Raw genomic sequence first — 15740 nt, 5'->3', positions numbered from 1 at the left:
GGGTCTAAAATACTAATCTATGGGGAGATTTAAAATAAAAAGTCACCGTTAAGAAAATCACACTGACAACCATACTTAAATAAAAATATTGTAACTACTAAGATGACAAGTAACTATAAAATTCCTATTTGGACTAGATTGTGATTTTTAGGGGATTTTTGATTTTAAATCAGTAAGAACAAGGCCACCTACATACGAAGCAAACTGCTATACTAAAGAAGATTTTTGAAAAAAATCTACATATTTTGCCCTCCGCTAAGGAGTCGCTTGCGGGGTGTAACGGGGAGGGGTTTAAGGGGGACATAAACGCCCCTTGATTTGGGGCGTTTATGCCGGAAACATAGTGCGGTAGCACGGAGGAGTTTGCGTAGCAAACGGGTTTCCGTCCGATGAGGACCCATGCGAAAGGGTCCTTGGCCCTCCCCCTTTGGCGAAGTCATCAGCTTGATGACAATCATTTACTATAAGATATAGTTACGAAGAAAAATAGCAAATAAAAATAATTTATTAAGCAATAAAGTTACAAAGAAAAATACTACATAATATTGTATCACTAAAAAAAAGCATATAATAATATTATTATCTTGGATAAAAAAACCTTAACTAGGGGGTTATTAGGGGGAAGCCCCCTAAGATAACTTATATTGGATAAAAAAGAAAGGAATAAGAAAAATGAATTTTATAATAATCTCTCCTCATTTTCCACCAAATTTTCAAAATTTCTCCCACCGCCTAAGGGCTAATGGAGTCAATGTTTTGGGTATAGGAGATGAGCCTTATGAGAACTTATCTGATGAGCTTAAGGGCTCTCTTGGAGAATATTTTAGGGTTGATTCTCTAGAAAATCTTGATGAAGTTAAGAGGGCTGTGGCCTTTTTGTTTTATAAGCATGGGCCTATTGGTGGGCTTGAAAGCCACAATGAATATTGGTTGATGCTTGATGCTAAGCTTCGTGAACAATTTAATATACCAGGCCTTAAGCCGGATGACCTTCTTAAATTTAAGTATAAGTCTAGAATGAAAAAGTATTTCAAGGAGGCTGGTGTTCCTGTCCTTGATGGTTATGTGATTAGAAATGATGCTGATTTTAAAAAAGTTGTTGAAGAAATTTCCTATCCTTTTGTGGCTAAGCCTGATAATGGTGTTGGGGCTGGTGGGACTTTTAAGATTGAAAATGAGGCCGATGCTAATGATTTTTTAGCCAAGCGGGATAGGTCTATAGAATATTTCATAGAGCCTTATGTCGAAGATGGTCTTCTTTGTACCTATGATGGGATTGTTGATATGGATGGGGAGATAATTTTTGAAACTGGTCTTTATCACACCATTCCTACCCTTGAGCTTGTCCGTGACCAGCTTGATCTAGCTTTTATTGTAAAAAGTGACCTCGATCCAAAAATCGTCGAATATGGCAGGGCTGCTGTCAAGGCATTTGGCATGAAGGGGAGATTTTTCCATATTGAGTTTTTCAAAAGGGCTGATGGGTCTTATATAGCTATAGAATACAATAATAGGGTTACAGGTGGCTATGCTATAGATGTCTATAATCACGCCTTTGCAATTGATCTTTATGATATCTATGCCAGAATGGTTAAGGGTGAGAAGATTTCTAAAATACCAAAGGCTCCTCACAATGCCCTTGGTCTAAGCCAAAGAGATATTTATACTTATTGCCATTACGAAGATGATATCAGGGCAAAATTTGGCGATAGGGTCAAGGAAGCAAGTCGCGCTGAAAAGGCCTTTGCTTCAATCCAGGGTGATTTTAAATATATAATCACGACTGATGATGTAAGTGATATTGACCAAATCATTGATTTTGTCCACAAGCACAAGGAGGACTAATGCACGTTGAATTTTTAAGCCATTATTCGGGGATTTTGGGCAGGGAAATGTATATGAATAGGTATGGCTATTCGGGAATGCCTGTCCTAGTTTTCCCATCATCTGGGGGAAGTCACAACGAATTTGCCGACTTTGGCATGATTGATGCTGCCAAAGACTTTATAGAAGCAGGTAGGGTTCAATTTTTTACCCTATCTTCTATTGATGGAGAATCTTGGCTAGCTAATAAATCTATGCACGATAGGGCCCTTGCCCATAACCAGTACGATAAATATATAATTGAAGAGGCTATTCCCTTTATAAAGCATAAGACCGTTTGGTTTGACCCAATGATGACAACAGGTTGTTCGATGGGAGCCTTTCACGCTGTCAATTTCTACCTAAGGCATCCTGATGTATTTGCTAAGACTCTGGCCCTATCTGGAGTTTATGATGTTAGGTTCTTTGGGGGCGACTATGGGTCAGATATGGTAGTTTATGAAAATAGTCCGGCAGATTATTTATGGAATCAAAACGACCCTTGGTTTTTGGATAAGTACAGGGCTGGAGATATTATTGTTTGCACAGGCCACGGAGCTTGGGAAGATGATGGCCTGCCATCATTCTATACCTTAAAGCAAGCCTTTGAAGCTAAGCAAATCCCTGCCTGGTTTGATGAGTGGGGCTATGATGTGCCTCACGATTGGCCATCTTGGCGCAATCAATTGCCTTACTTCTTGGGACATTTATTTGGCTAAATATTATAAATAACAAAGAATTAAGGGGCTGTTGCAAAACTATGAATAACTATCGTCCCATTATTAGAAGATAGCCTGTCCGGCTCATGGAGGACCCGTGCGGAGCACTCGAGCGAAGCGAGAAAAGCCCGTCGGCTCCTTGAGACTCATGTGGAAAATTTTTGGGCCGACCGTCGGCTTCGGTTTGCCTGCCGGCTCATGGAGGTAATTAGCCCGTCGGCGTGTGAGACTTTTCACAAGGTTCCTCTAATGAATTGGCGACGATTTATTCATTCTGCAACAGCCCCTTTTTCTTATCCTAAAAGGATGTTAAAACAACTGACAAGAAAATTGTAAACGTCTATATAGATGAAATTGAGGCTATAGACCAGACTGTCAAGCTTTTTAAGGATAATTCTTACAAGAAACCCCTCTATGTGTCCTTTGGATACTGCTTATATGTCTAGGTCCTATATTGCCAAAAAATCAGGTTTTGTCGAGGTTCTTTATAAGTATTATGATGAAGCGAATTTTGTTGAATTTAAAGTAAAAGACCCAGAGTAAGACCTCTTGAAATTAATTGGTTTTCTAAGGAAAAACCCAGAATTTGACCCAATCCAATTTGAGTTAGATAGGCTTGCCGTAAAGGCCTATAAATTTATGGCAAATGAAGAAATAAAAATACCTGAAGATCTTGGCATTATAGGTTTTGACAATATCCATGTTACAGACTTTACCAACCAAGCCATAATTTCCATAGATCAGAGAATTTCCGACCAGGTTGATTTTGCTATAGATAAGCTTCTAAAGATTTTAAATGATGAAAAGGCAGAAACAAATATTGTTTTAGAAGCAAAATTAATTGAAAAGGAAATCGATTTTATGGGTATTAATGTATAAGAAGCTTTTGTTTAGGAAAGCAAATATTCTATATAGAAAAAATTGGAGGAATGATCATGACAAATTTTATTGAATCTTTTGATGGCACAGCTTTATTTTACAACAAGGAAGAAGCAAAAAATGCCAAGGCTGCAGTTGTTATTGTCCATGGTCTGGCAGAACATTCTGGTAGGTACGATTATGTGGCTGAGAAATTTCACAATGCAGGTTTTTCGACCTATAGGTTTGACCATAGGGGTCACGGCCAATCTGAAGGCGAGAGAGGCTTTTACAAAGACTACAATGATATGTTAGAAGATGTAAATGTTGTTGTAGATAGGGCCATAGAAGAAAATCCTGATAAGCCAGTATTTTTGTTAGGCCATTCTATGGGTGGTTTTGCCGTAAGCCTATACGGGGCTAAGTATAAAGATAAGAACCTTGCTGGAGTCATTACTTCTGGAGGTCTTACTCATGATAATAATAAGATGACTGAAATGGTAGGTCCTTGCCTTGACCCACACACAGAACTTCCAAACGAGCTTGGCGACGGGGTTTGCTCTGTAAAAGAAGTTGTAGAAGCCTATGTTGCTGATCCATTAAACCTTAAAAAATACCAACTGGGTCTTTTATATGCAGTAAAAGACGGAATAGCTTGGTTTAAGGAAAATGAAAAAGGCTTTTCTTACCCAGTTTTAATCCTCCACGGCAGGGACGATGCCCTAGTTAACTTTAAAGATTCTTTTGACTTTTTTGAAAACAATTCTTCTAAAGACTGCCAAATTAAAATCTATAAGGGTCTTTACCACGAAATCATGAATGAATACGCCAAAGACGAAGTAATTGGCGATATAATTAGCTGGATAAATAATAGAATATAAGCAAGGAAGCTTTAACAACAAAAACGCTAGGGGGAAATTCCCTTGGCGTTTTTTGATTTGCTTTTAGGGGGGGATAAGATTGAAAATTATACTTACAAAAAGTGCCGGCAACAACCATAGTTGTGCCTATGATTTTGGCTTCTATATTAAATACCCTTGCCCCAAGTCTCCTTAAGCTTGGGCAGATGACTAGCAAGGGAGGTCTTAATGCTTAATTTATATAACCCTAGCTGTTGTAGTTAGCCAGCCTACCATAAAGAGGCTTAGGCTTCGCCATAGGATCTGGTATAGATTTAAAGGCGATATTTAATGGAGGAATTTAGGGTATAGTTTTATCTATCCTGTCCTTTCAATTATATTTTTTACAAGCCTTAGTTTTATGTCATCTTGGATATACGTCTGTGTTAAAATTTAATTTTAATTCAATTGTATCGCCAACCAGTGTAGGATTAGTTAATGATGATGTATTACTATTTTTTTTTATAAATACATTGTATCAGAAAAAGACGAGGATCTTTAGTTTCCTCGTCTTTTTTCTATATTAGGACTTTTCCAACAGCCACTTATATTTTATTAGAAGTCTACCTTTTCTCCGTAATAAGCGGCGTGGTAGATTTTTTTGATGTCTTCTGGGCTTGTTTGTCTTGGGTTTGTAAGTGTACAAGCATCCTTGAAGGCATTTTCGCTCATTGTATCTAAAACTTCTTCGAATTTATCTTCTGGAATAACAGTGTTCTTACCATCTTTAATATTAGCACTTATACCAACAGCTGCATTTAACTTTCTAATTTCTTCAGCTATATCATCAACTCCAAGGATTTTTTCGATTTTATCATATTTATCTGTTGATTTTCTATTGTAATCGATGATGTAAGGAAGCATAATAGCATTGGCTTCGCCGTGGGTTAGGTGGAAGATGCCGCCGATTTTGTGGGCCATAGAGTGAACTATACCAAGTGAAGCATTGGTAAAGGCCATACCAGCTATACAAGAAGCAATATGCATTTTTTCACGAGCTTCCATGTCATCTCCATTGTCATAGGCTCTCTTTAGATATCCAAAGACAAGCTCTATAGCTCTAATAGCATAAGGATCTGTAAAGTCATCAGCTGCTGTAGAAACAAAAGCCTCAACAGCATGGGTCATAACATCCATACCTGTAGCTGCTGTAATCTTAGGAGGCATAGTGGCAGGGATTCTCATATCAAGAAGGGCAACTTCTGGTACGAAATCTGGGTGAACAAGTGGGTATTTGATTTCCTTTTCTGTATCAGTAATAACAGAGAAGGCTGTAATTTCACTAGCTGTACCAGATGTAGAAGGTATACAAATCATCTTAGCCTTGTTCTTAAGTGGTGGGTTATCAAAAGCAGCAAGTCTTTCGAAATCCCAATCTGGATATTCATAGAAAACCCACATAGCCTTAGCAGCATCCATAGCAGAACCGCCACCAATAGCGATAATCCACTCAGGTTCAAATTCAGCCATCTTAGCTCCACCAGCTAGACAAGTCTTAACAGATGGATCTGGTTCAACTCCATCGATTATTAAAACTTCCATACCAGCCTTTTCAAGCTGTTCTTTGGCCTCGTCTAAAAAGCCAAATCTCTTCATAGAAGAGCCGCCAGTAACAAGGCAAGCCTTCTTGCCCTTTAGACTAGCAAGATATGTAAGAGCGTTTTCTCCATGTACAATATTGTTAGGTACTGAAAAAGTTGTATAAGTCATAAATTCCTCCGATTCTATATTTTGTTAATTAAATAACTAACTATCTGCAAACATTATACTCCAAGGGCTATTTATAAGCAATAGTTAAAAGTATATTTTAAGAATATAAAAAGTATTGTTAAAAATAAATTATTTTATTTCATTATATTAAAAAGATAGACAATATAGATAAAATGCTTAAAAATAAATAAATATATGATATAATAATATAAAATAGACAAGGAGGATGCCTGCGCACATTATGAAGAATAAAAATTTTAAAAATATTGTTTTATTAATGGCCCTTTCAATTGGTGCAATACTACCAAATACAGCCTACGCAGAAGAAAGCAATCAAGCTAACGATAAGCAAGCAAACGGAAAGACTAAAGAAGAAGTAATTGATACTAAAGAAAAAGCAAAAGCAAATTTAGATGCCAAAGAAGCAGACCTTGCCAAGGAAGAGAAAAATCTAAACGAAAAGAAAGAACCTTATGACAAGGCAAAATCAGAACTAGACCAAGCCCAAAAGGCAGTGGATGATAATCAAAAACAAATAGATGATACTCAAAAACAAATATCAGACAAGGTAGCTGAGGAAAAAAAGGAAAATCAAGCCCAAGTCGATAAAAGCAAAGAAAATATAGGGAAAACTGAGGCTGAGATAAAAGAAGCTGAAGAAAAAGAAACAAAAGCTAAGAACGATTTAGCAAATAATGAAACCAAGGTCGAAGAAGCAGAGAAAAAAGTCGAAGAACTAAACAAGGCCAATCCTGAACTAGGAAATCAAATTACAGAAGCCACAAAAAACCTAGATGCAGCCAAGGCTAAATTAGAAGAAGATAAGAAAGCTACACAAGAGATAGAAGATAAGCTTGGAAAAGATAAGGAAGAAGTCCAAAAAGCTCAAGCAAAGAAAAATCAAGTAGAAAAGTCTTATAATGATTTAAATAAAGCCAATCAAGAAAACTTAGCCAATATAGAAAATTTAAAAAAGGAAATAGCAGAAACAGAAGAAAAAATAAATGCAATCGACCTAGAAAGTCTTTCACAAGACCTAACAAATAAGGAAAATGACCTAGAAGTTGCTAAATCTAATCAAAATAAAAAACAAAAGGCTAAAGAGGATTTAGAAACTACCCTAAAAAATCTAAATGACAGATTAAATAAACGCTTAGCAGAAAGTGCTGCCAATAACAAGGCCCTAGAAGAAGCCCGAAAAGAAAAAACTAGGCTTGAAAAAGAGATAGAAGAAACAAATAAGAAAATAGCTGACAACACAACTATCATAGAAGAGTTAAAGAAAAATAATCAAGCCCTCGAGGAAAAAATTAATAATAACAAAAATGCAAACAAGGCTGCAGAGCAAGAAAAGAATGAACTAGCAGAAAAGAAAAAGACAGCCCAAACAGAGCTTGCAAAATTAAAAGAAGACCAAGAAAAAGTACAAAAAGCTCTTGATGAAGCGGTCGCGGCAACTAAAAAAACACCAAGCCATGAAGAAAAAGCAAAAGCCCAAGAGCAATGGAATAAGGGCTCTGTGGGCTTCTTTGATGCTATGGGTGTAGGTAAAGTGAACGATGTTTTTAAAGGGGTTAGCAGCAGGAATAGTAATTCACCTATTAAAGACGAATATTTAAGACGAAACCAAGTAGACTACATTTCTAAAGATGACTCTAGACACTTGGATAATATGCTCCAATCAATCATGGACCTTGATGCCATTAATAATAAAAGACAGACAGCTAAAGGTATAGGTGGTAGAGAATTAAAAGAATTGGGAGTAACAGATTATGCTATGGCTAGCGCTCAAGCTAATGCCAACTTCTCTGCATTTCATATAGAGCATGCGAGCATGAATGGCCAATTTGAAAACCTAAATTGGCAATATGACTATAGCGTAGATGAAGCTATAAAAGCATGGTGGGATTCTGAAAAGAAAGTTTTCGACCATTTAAGAAGCCTGGGTCTTACTAATGTAAACCAAATGAATGAGTATATCGGCACCCACAAAAAAGACCTAAAATTTGAGGATCCACAAATCGGTCACTATCTAAATATGGTTGATGATGCTTGGTATGGTATATATGAAAAATATGACAATGTTGATATGGGTTATGCTCGTAGAAGCGGTGGCGAATATCCTTGGGTAGAATCTTTAGTGTTAAATGGAGATTCTTTTTCGAAAGGTAAAAGGTACTCAGTAGAAGAATACAAAAGAAGATTTTTAGAATACTACCAAGACCTAAAAGATGTCATGGAAGGTAATAAATCTATAAGCAAGGATGATAAGAAAAAACTTGCTGATCTTAGAGCTCAACTAGCAGGTATCAAGGAGAAGGTAGATGCTAAAGAAGCTGAAATAGCTAAGCTTGATGAGTCTATAACAAAGCTAAATAATGCCATCAATACTAGAAATGAATCTATAAATAAAGATAAGGCGACCCAAGAAGCTAATAAAAAACAAATTCTGGATTTAGACGAGGCAAATTCAACTTTAATCGATACCTTAAATTCGAAAAAATCATCCTTAGATAAAACCAATAAGAAAATTGCTGATTTAATTAAAAATGATCAAAATGCCCAAGCAATTAAAGCTTTAAAACAAGATATAGCAGGTATTGAAACTCAACTAGATGCTGCAAATAAAGAACTAGATGAAGCTAAGGCAGATTTAGATAAGAAACAAGCAGCTAAAGATAAGGCCCAAGCTGAATTTAATAAGCAAAAATCTACCCTATCTGACCTTAACCAAAGCCTAGGTCAAAAGAATAAAGACTTAGAAGCTAAAACTAGCCAAAGTAAAGAGGATAAGGCAAAGCTAGATGATTTACAAAAACAAATCGAAGAAACTAAGGCAGAATTAGAAGCAAAGAATAATATCCTAGCAAGCACAGAAGAAAATCTTAAGGCAAGCAAGGCTAAGCTAGCAGCAAGTCAAAAGGCAAAAGATGATGCTCAAAAAGCCCTTGATGCATTGACAGATAAGAATAAGGCCTATGTGGCAGCCCTTAAAGCCCTTGACCAAGCTGAAGAAAACCTAGCAAATTCTCAAGAAGACTTAAAGCAAGCTCAAGAAGCTAAGGAAAAACTAAATAAAAAGTTAGCAGACCTTAAAGAAAAACTAGCTAAGGCAGAAGAAGCTAACAAAGAAGCAGCCAAGCTAGATGCTAAAAACCACAATACTTTAGAGGAAAATCCTTTATTTAAGGCCATGCTTGCAACTTACAAGGCCCTTAATGATAAGATTAAACCTCTAGGAGAGGCACAGAAAGCTGCTGAAAATAATTTCAAACTAGTTGCAGCTGATTACAATAAGGCCAAAGAAGCCTATGACTTAGCTTACAAGGCTTATCTAGAGGCCAAGGCTCTCTACGAATCTTTCCTAGCCCAAGAAAGAATGACCTATCCATGGTATTTCTTCTCTTCTAACTCTTATGCAGCTACAGTTGAGAAGAAAGACAAGAAGGAAAACAAAGAAAACAAAGAAAACAAAGAAAACAAGGCTGAAGAATCTAAAAAAGAAGAAGCCAAAGAAAAAGAAGCCGACAAAGAAGCTAGCAAAGATACAGACCAAGAAGAAAAAGAAGCCAAGAAGGATGAAAAGGCAAAAGGTGGAGTAGCTATGGGTGATGTAGTAGCTGGAAAAAAAGCTAAAAATAACCCATTATCAGCACCAAAAACAGGTGTACCAGGCCTATCAATCTATGCAATCCTAGCAGCAGCTTCTATGGCAGGCCTAAAGGCAAGCAAGAAGAAAAAAGAATATTAAAGCTTAAAAATCAACTCCTCAGGGGGTTGATTTTTTATGCCTTATTTTCCTAAAGCAAAATGAGTATAATGAAAATAAGACATATAAAAGAATTAAACGAGGAGGAGATTATGAAATTTAACTTTGACCAGATGCTTGAAAGGCATGGGATGGATGCTATAGCTGTCGATGGGCTTGGTCTTATGCCTGGTATGAGTCCTGATAGGCCAAAGGAAGGCTTTGAAGTCATTCCTATGTGGGTTGCTGATATGAATTTCCCAACAGCACCTTCCATCCAAGAAGCCATCATAAATAGGGTAAATCATCCAGCCTTTGGCTATTTTATGGCGACAGATGAATATTATAAGGCAATCATCTCTTGGCACAAGGAGAGAAAGGGAATTTATGATATCAAAAAAGAAGACATCGGCTATGAAAATGGGGTCTTGGGCGGTCTTATATCAGCCCTAAATGTCTTTTGCTCCAGAGGAGATAAGGTTCTGGTTCATTCTCCTACCTACATTGGCTTTACAAATTCTCTGGCTAATAATGGCTACCACATCATCCATTCAGACCTAATAAAGGATGAGGATGGAAAATGGGTCATGGATTATGAGGATATGGAAAGAAAAATAATTGACCAAAAAATTACTACAGCCATCATCTGCAACCCTCACAACCCAACAGGCAGGGTTTGGACAAGGGAAGAATTGAAAAAGGCTATCGATATTTTTGAAAGCCACCAGGTAAAGATTATTTCTGATGAAATATGGTCAGATATAATTCTTTTTGGTCACAAGCAAATCCCAACCCAGTCAGTAAGTACCTATGCCCACGAAAATACCGTGGCTCTCTACGCTCCAAGCAAGACCTTTAACCTTGCAGGTCTTGTAGGATCTTACCATATTATCTACAATGAATATATAAGAAATAGGATAAATAAGGAAGCCTCTCTTTCCCACTACAATTCCATGAATGTCTTATCCATGCACGCCCTAATTGGCGCCTATTCTAAGACAGGTCATGAATGGACTGACGAGCTTAATAAAACTATAGGTGAGAATGTGAATTATGCTTGTGACTTTATAAGGGATAATTTTGCTGGAGTAGAAGTCTTTAAACCAGAAGGCACCTATATGCTCTTTGTTGACTTTGAAAAATATTGCAAGGATAAGGGAGTGGATATCGGTCATATCTTAAAAGCTGGCTGGGATGTGGGAGTAGCTTGGCAAGATGGCAGGCCTTTCCACGGCAAATATTCTATAAGGATGAATCTAGCCTTGCCTCATGCCAAGGTTAAGGAAGCCTTTGATAGACTTAAAAAATATGTGATCAAATGAGATTTATCCCCTGATTTATAAAAAAATCGGGGGATTTCTACTTTGGCTTTTAAGAATGGTAAAGTCTTATAAAGGAGATTTTATGGATTTTATTAAAAAAATTCCTGCGGGAAATATGATGGTGCCCCTCTTGCTTGCGGCCCTTATTCATACGTCTTTTCCTGATGGGATTGGATTTGGAGAATTTAGCCAGGCCCTATTTTCAAATGGGTCTGTCAAGGTCCTCATGGCCCTTAACCTTATGGCGGCTGGTTCTCAGATAGATTTTTCAAATATTGGCGAAGTTATAAAGAGGGCTGGTGTTATTTCCCTAGCAAGGATTTCTATGGGACTTATCCTTGTCTTTGGTATTTCAAAGCTTTTTGGCAGGGAAGGGGTTTTTGGTCTATCACTTTTGGCCCTTGCCTGCGGGGTTTTAAACCACAATAACTCCGTCTTTATCAGCCTAAATATAAATTATGGGGATAGGATTGACCAGGCCTTGGCAGGCTTTGGATCCCTTATAACAGGTCCTATGCTCGCTATGCTAGTTCTTGGCATGGGAGGTCTTGCTAATATTCCATTTTTGTCAATCTTAGATTCTGCCATGCCTGTGATTTTGGGGATATTTATTGGACATTTCATAAAGGGGTCTAGGGAGATTTTTTCTACAAGTCAAAAGATGATTATTCCCTTCTTAGGTTTTTCCATGGGGTCAGCAATTGACCTTAGAAATGTCTATAGAGCCGGCTTTTCAGGGCTAATCCTCGCCTTCATTGTAATTGCTATAGTGGGCTCTTTTACAGTCTTTGCTGATATGAAGATTAACAAAAGACCAGGCCATGCTGGCTGGGCCCTTGCTACAACTGGGGCCAATGCAGTGGCTGTTCCTGCCATGATTGCAGAAATTGACCCGACCTGGCAAGCCTTTGTAGGTCTTGCCACAGCCCAAGTCGCAGCTTCTGTTGTAGTTACAATTATTCTCACACCCATAATTACAGATTTTTGGGCTAAGAGATTTAAAAATAAGTAGGAGACAAGATGGAATTTAATGTTAAGGAAATAAAAGATAAGAAAGAAAAAGAAGAGATAGTTAGAGATATTTTAAATGATTTGCCAGAATGGTTTGGACTTGCTGAAAGTACTGAAGCCTATATAAGAGATTCTCAAGATAAGCCCTTTTTGGCAGCCTTCTATGAAGGAAATCCAGTTGGCTTTATTGTCTTAAATGCGACAAGCCAAGACTCTTCAGAAATTTTTGTCATGGGCATAAAGAAGGCCTTTCACCGCCAAGGCGCAGGAAGGGTTTTAAATGAAAAATATGAAATTCTTGCCAAATCCCTTGGCAACTTATATTCACAAGTCAAAACAGTCCAGTCAGGCCACTATGAAGAATATGATATCACCAATAATTTTTATAAGGCTATCGGCTATAAAGAGCTGGAGGTCTTTCCGACCCTTTGGGATGAATGGAACCCTTGCCAGATCTATATAAAGTATCTTGGGGACTAAGAGATTAGTAAGGATAAAATATGTTAAGTAAATTTTTCAAAAAAATTCCAGCGGCTACTATAATTGTCCCTTTATTTGTGGGAGCTCTTATAAATAGTCTAGCTCCAAGTGTATTTGACCTTGGACCGATGACTAAGGCTATAGCAAGCCCTGATGGCCTAAATGCAATCATTGATATAACCCTCCTTGCTGTAGGCAGCCAACTTACCCTAGCAAGGCTTAAAAAAGCCCTTCACAGGGGCCTAGTATTACTTTTATCTAAGTGGCTTACATCAATTGCCCTGGGCTATATATTTTTTAAAGCCTTTGGCAGAAATGGGATTTTCGGTATATCGGCTCTTGCCTTTATTGCTGCAATTTCAAATCAAAATAATTCTATTTTTATAGGCATAAGCGGTGATTATGGTGATGAATACGATATAGCAAGCGCAGCCATAACTGCCATTATTTCTGTGCCAATATTTACCTATTTTACCCTTTCAATGCTTGGAATAGCAGATATTACCCCTACATCAATTTTAGACTTGGCTATGCCTATTCTTTTAGGAATCTTTTTGGGAAATATTGACCAAGGCTTTTGTGAATTCCTCGCAGGGACCCAAAAATATATCATGCCCTTTTTGGGCTTTGCCATAGGTTGTGGGATAAATCTATCTACAATCCTAAGGGGAGGGGCTGGTGGTTTTATCTTAAGTCTTCTTACAATTGGAGCAGCCTTTGTGATTAGTCTGCCTCTTGATATATTTATAAACAAAAGACCAGGCTGGGCAGCGATTGCAATATATACAGCTGCGGGTAATTCTGTAATAGTGCCTGCTCTTGTAGCAGAACTTGATCCATCATGGCAGGCTTATGAGAGCCTTGCAGCAGCCCAATTGGGAACTGTCGTAATTGTTAGTTCTATTTTAGTGCCTCTTGCGGCAAGCTTTTGGCTTAAGATTCGAAAGGCTAAGTAATTTTGATGAAAAAATATATATGAAGATAGAATTTTTTTAGCGCAATTTAATATTTTTCAAAACATTAAAAACCCTCCGAGCTTTATAAGCCGGAGGGTAATTTTTTATTGAGATTTATTTATTTTTTATCGCTTTTACCTGCAAAATCATTTGTCACACTTTCATCTGCAAAGGCACTTGCGTTTTCGCCTGCTATATAACCCATATAGCCAGCTACACCTATGGCTTGTCTACCTGGGTAGAAGTCGCCAAAGAATTGGCCTGATGAGATTACACCTGATGCATAAAGGCCAGGTATTGGATTCCCGTCTTTGTCAACAACTTCAGCCCTTGGAGAAGTTTTAATTCCGCCGTATACACCACGGGTTCCATCATACATCAAAGCTGCGTAGTAAGGACCTTCTGCCTTAAATTCTTTAAGGAATTTAGGGTCTTTGCCGAAGTCTGTATCTTCGCCAGCCTTGGCTAGTTCGTTATATCTGTCTACTTCACCCTTGACTACTTCTGGGTCAAGTTCCATTAGCTTAGCTAATTCTTCGATAGTATCTGCCTTGTAAACTCTGATAATTTTGTCATTGTTGGCAGTTTTTTCTAGGTATTCTTCCAAGTGAGGAAGGTTTGGAGCGATTTCGCTATCCATGATTGCCCAAGCTGTATTTGGTCCGTCTTCTCTTACGAATTCAAATTTTTGTGGGTGGGATCCGCCGTCTTCCTTGAATACTCTCTTGCCTTCCATATTAAGAAGGATGGCTTCAAATGGATAACCATTTGTAGGATCGCCTACCATTGGGTAGTCGTGTGGGTTGGCATTAAATACGCCTGACATAGATTCTTGGAATGGATTCATAACAGCTCCTGCTTCTAGGGCAAGTTTGTGGCCGTCACCGGTGTTTCCAATAGCAGATGCAGAATATTCACCAGCACCCCTCTTGTTGTATTCCTTGTCCATTTCAGGATTTCTTGCATAGTCGCCTGTTGCAAGGACTACTGCGCCAGCGTTGAAGGTTTTCTTGCCAGTCTTAGAATCAGAAATTACTCCCTTTATAACTCCGTCATCATTTATTAATTCTGTAGCTGGAGTATTTAGGTAAATATCAACTCCCAAATCATTTAGTTTTTTAACAAAGGTTGCGATTAGGTTTGGTGCACCCTTAGCATTTGCTTTTTTAGACGGAATGGTGATTGCTTCTGCGTTTTTCTTTGATTTCTCATTTGGGTTGATTTTTACAGTGATGGACCCATCTTTTTCACTAGGTTCAGTTCTGTAATCAACTCCGATTTCATCATAAACTTGCATTAGTTTTGGAGAAACATCGATAAGGGCATCGAGCATTTCCATGTCGATTGGGTTTAGATTTTGGGACCAAGACCTGTTTAGCCAGCCTGTTTTCATTGTTTCCTTGTCAGCTTCTGTTGGAGCGGCAAGCATATTACCACTAGCTGTGATTGATGTACCGCCTAGAAGACCGTTTTTTTCGATAAGTGCTACTTTTGCACCATCGCTAGCAGCCCTGTAAGCAGATACAATACCACTAAAACCGCCACCCGCTACAACTACGTCGTAGTCAAGTTCTTCATCTTTTACATCGACAGGTACTTCGACTTTTTTAAGGGCATCAACAACTTCCTTTGATGAACCTTCTTCAATAGCCTTAGCTGCGGCAGTTTTTACAGCTGCGGATGTGATTGTAGCACCAGAAACATTGTCGATTGCTAGAGATTGGTTATCGACAATAGCTTGAGGAATGGTATCGTAGACAGCTTCGCAAATACCACTTGTTTCATTTTCCTCGCCAATTTCAACTGATTCTATCTTATCCTTGCCAAGTTTAACAATGACTTCAACATCACCGTCAACACCTGTGGCAACAGCCTTATATTCGCCTTCTTTGTAGGCAATATCGGATGTTTTTTCTTTTTGTTCGGAAGTATCTTGAGACTTATCTTCGCTCTTCTCTTCGCTATTAACTTCTTCTTTTTTGTTAACATCGTCATTCTGACAAGCTGTTAAAATTGAAGCACTCAAAAGCAATAACAATAATTTGTTTTTCATAATTCCCTCCTTATGTATGTTAATTAAATCTTAACATAGAATTAATATATTGGCAATATTGACATATATAAAATATAAGCATATTAGTCAATTATATAAAGAAGGAAATGAAAAATCAAAA

At 37.8% G+C, this 15740-nt stretch carries 12 protein-coding genes; 10 read left to right on the top strand and 2 right to left on the bottom strand.

Going from position 1 to position 15740, the window contains the following annotated elements; all coding sequences use genetic code 11:
• The first annotated feature begins 672 nt into the window (after positions 1–672).
• From C8269_RS07255 to C8269_RS11010, 5 genes are all read left to right on the top strand, one after another.
• Entirely contained in the window at positions 673–1845 is a 1173-nt protein-coding gene (locus C8269_RS07255; protein ID WP_106461040.1) for an ATP-grasp domain-containing protein, read from the top strand.
• Entirely contained in the window at positions 1845–2582 is a 738-nt protein-coding gene (locus C8269_RS07250) for an esterase family protein (protein WP_106461039.1), read from the top strand. Before C8269_RS07255 ends, C8269_RS07250 begins: the two co-directional genes overlap by 1 nt.
• A 549-nt stretch (positions 2583–3131) precedes the next feature.
• Positions 3132–3461: a substrate-binding domain-containing protein gene (locus C8269_RS07245; RefSeq protein WP_234025847.1), complete on the top strand. Its 330-nt coding sequence runs from the start codon at positions 3132–3134 to the stop codon at positions 3459–3461.
• Between the two features lie 56 nt (positions 3462–3517).
• Positions 3518–4321: an alpha/beta hydrolase gene (locus C8269_RS07240; protein WP_106461038.1), complete on the top strand. Its 804-nt coding sequence runs from the start codon at positions 3518–3520 to the stop codon at positions 4319–4321.
• Positions 4322–4449: 128 nt separating this feature from the next.
• Positions 4450–4536 (top strand): hypothetical protein, encoded by an 87-nt coding sequence (locus tag C8269_RS11010; RefSeq protein WP_234025863.1) that lies wholly within the window; start codon positions 4450–4452, stop codon positions 4534–4536.
• Positions 4537–4894: 358 nt separating this feature from the next.
• Here C8269_RS11010 and C8269_RS07230 read toward each other — a convergent pair whose 3' ends face one another.
• The gene (locus C8269_RS07230) at positions 4895–6049 is read right to left on the bottom strand and encodes an iron-containing alcohol dehydrogenase (RefSeq protein ID WP_106461037.1); all 1155 of its coding nucleotides are present in this window, start codon (positions 6047–6049) and stop codon (positions 4895–4897) included.
• Between the two features lie 241 nt (positions 6050–6290).
• Between C8269_RS07230 and C8269_RS07225 the strand changes: the two genes are divergently transcribed.
• The 5 genes from C8269_RS07225 (at position 6291) to C8269_RS07205 (ending at position 13566) form a co-directional block, all read left to right on the top strand.
• Positions 6291–9800: a hypothetical protein gene (locus tag C8269_RS07225; protein ID WP_106461036.1), complete on the top strand. Its 3510-nt coding sequence runs from the start codon at positions 6291–6293 to the stop codon at positions 9798–9800.
• A 110-nt stretch (positions 9801–9910) separates the two neighbouring features.
• Positions 9911–11119 (top strand): MalY/PatB family protein, encoded by a 1209-nt coding sequence (locus tag C8269_RS07220; protein WP_106461035.1) that lies wholly within the window; start codon positions 9911–9913, stop codon positions 11117–11119.
• Positions 11120–11201: 82 nt separating this feature from the next.
• Positions 11202–12131, top strand: coding sequence for a 2-keto-3-deoxygluconate permease (locus C8269_RS07215; protein ID WP_106461034.1), 930 nt, complete (start codon positions 11202–11204; stop codon positions 12129–12131).
• Between the two features lie 8 nt (positions 12132–12139).
• Positions 12140–12610, top strand: coding sequence for a GNAT family N-acetyltransferase (locus C8269_RS07210; protein WP_106461033.1), 471 nt, complete (start codon positions 12140–12142; stop codon positions 12608–12610).
• A gap of 20 nt (positions 12611–12630) precedes the next feature.
• Entirely contained in the window at positions 12631–13566 is a 936-nt protein-coding gene (locus C8269_RS07205; protein WP_106461032.1) for a 2-keto-3-deoxygluconate permease, read from the top strand.
• Between the two features lie 118 nt (positions 13567–13684).
• Here the strand turns inward: C8269_RS07205 and C8269_RS07200 are convergent, their stop codons facing one another.
• Complete coding sequence (locus C8269_RS07200) at positions 13685–15619, bottom strand: FAD-dependent oxidoreductase (protein WP_106461031.1); 1935 nt, start codon at positions 15617–15619, stop codon at positions 13685–13687.
• Between the last annotated feature and the right edge of the window lie 121 nt (positions 15620–15740).

The organism is Anaerococcus sp. Marseille-P3915, from assembly GCF_900258475.1.
GTDB classification, from domain to species: Bacteria; Bacillota; Clostridia; order Tissierellales; family Peptoniphilaceae; genus Anaerococcus; species Anaerococcus kampingae.
The sequence above is the reverse complement of the archived record's forward strand: the minus strand, read 5'-3'. Positions and strand labels throughout refer to the sequence as shown.

Coding starts and splice junctions, on each gene's coding strand:
- C8269_RS07205 (WP_106461032.1), top strand. CDS start 12,631: ATGTTAAGTAAATTTTTCAAAAAAATTCCAGCGGCTACTATAATTGTC.
- C8269_RS07225 (WP_106461036.1), top strand. CDS start 6,291: ATGAAGAATAAAAATTTTAAAAATATTGTTTTATTAATGGCCCTTTCA.
- C8269_RS07200 (WP_106461031.1), bottom strand. CDS start 15,619: ATGAAAAACAAATTATTGTTATTGCTTTTGAGTGCTTCAATTTTAACA.
- C8269_RS11010 (WP_234025863.1), top strand. CDS start 4,450: ATGATTTTGGCTTCTATATTAAATACCCTTGCCCCAAGTCTCCTTAAG.
- C8269_RS07210 (WP_106461033.1), top strand. CDS start 12,140: ATGGAATTTAATGTTAAGGAAATAAAAGATAAGAAAGAAAAAGAAGAG.
- C8269_RS07240 (WP_106461038.1), top strand. CDS start 3,518: ATGACAAATTTTATTGAATCTTTTGATGGCACAGCTTTATTTTACAAC.
- C8269_RS07250 (WP_106461039.1), top strand. CDS start 1,845: ATGCACGTTGAATTTTTAAGCCATTATTCGGGGATTTTGGGCAGGGAA.
- C8269_RS07220 (WP_106461035.1), top strand. CDS start 9,911: ATGAAATTTAACTTTGACCAGATGCTTGAAAGGCATGGGATGGATGCT.
- C8269_RS07230 (WP_106461037.1), bottom strand. CDS start 6,049: ATGACTTATACAACTTTTTCAGTACCTAACAATATTGTACATGGAGAA.
- C8269_RS07255 (WP_106461040.1), top strand. CDS start 673: ATGAATTTTATAATAATCTCTCCTCATTTTCCACCAAATTTTCAAAAT.
- C8269_RS07215 (WP_106461034.1), top strand. CDS start 11,202: ATGGATTTTATTAAAAAAATTCCTGCGGGAAATATGATGGTGCCCCTC.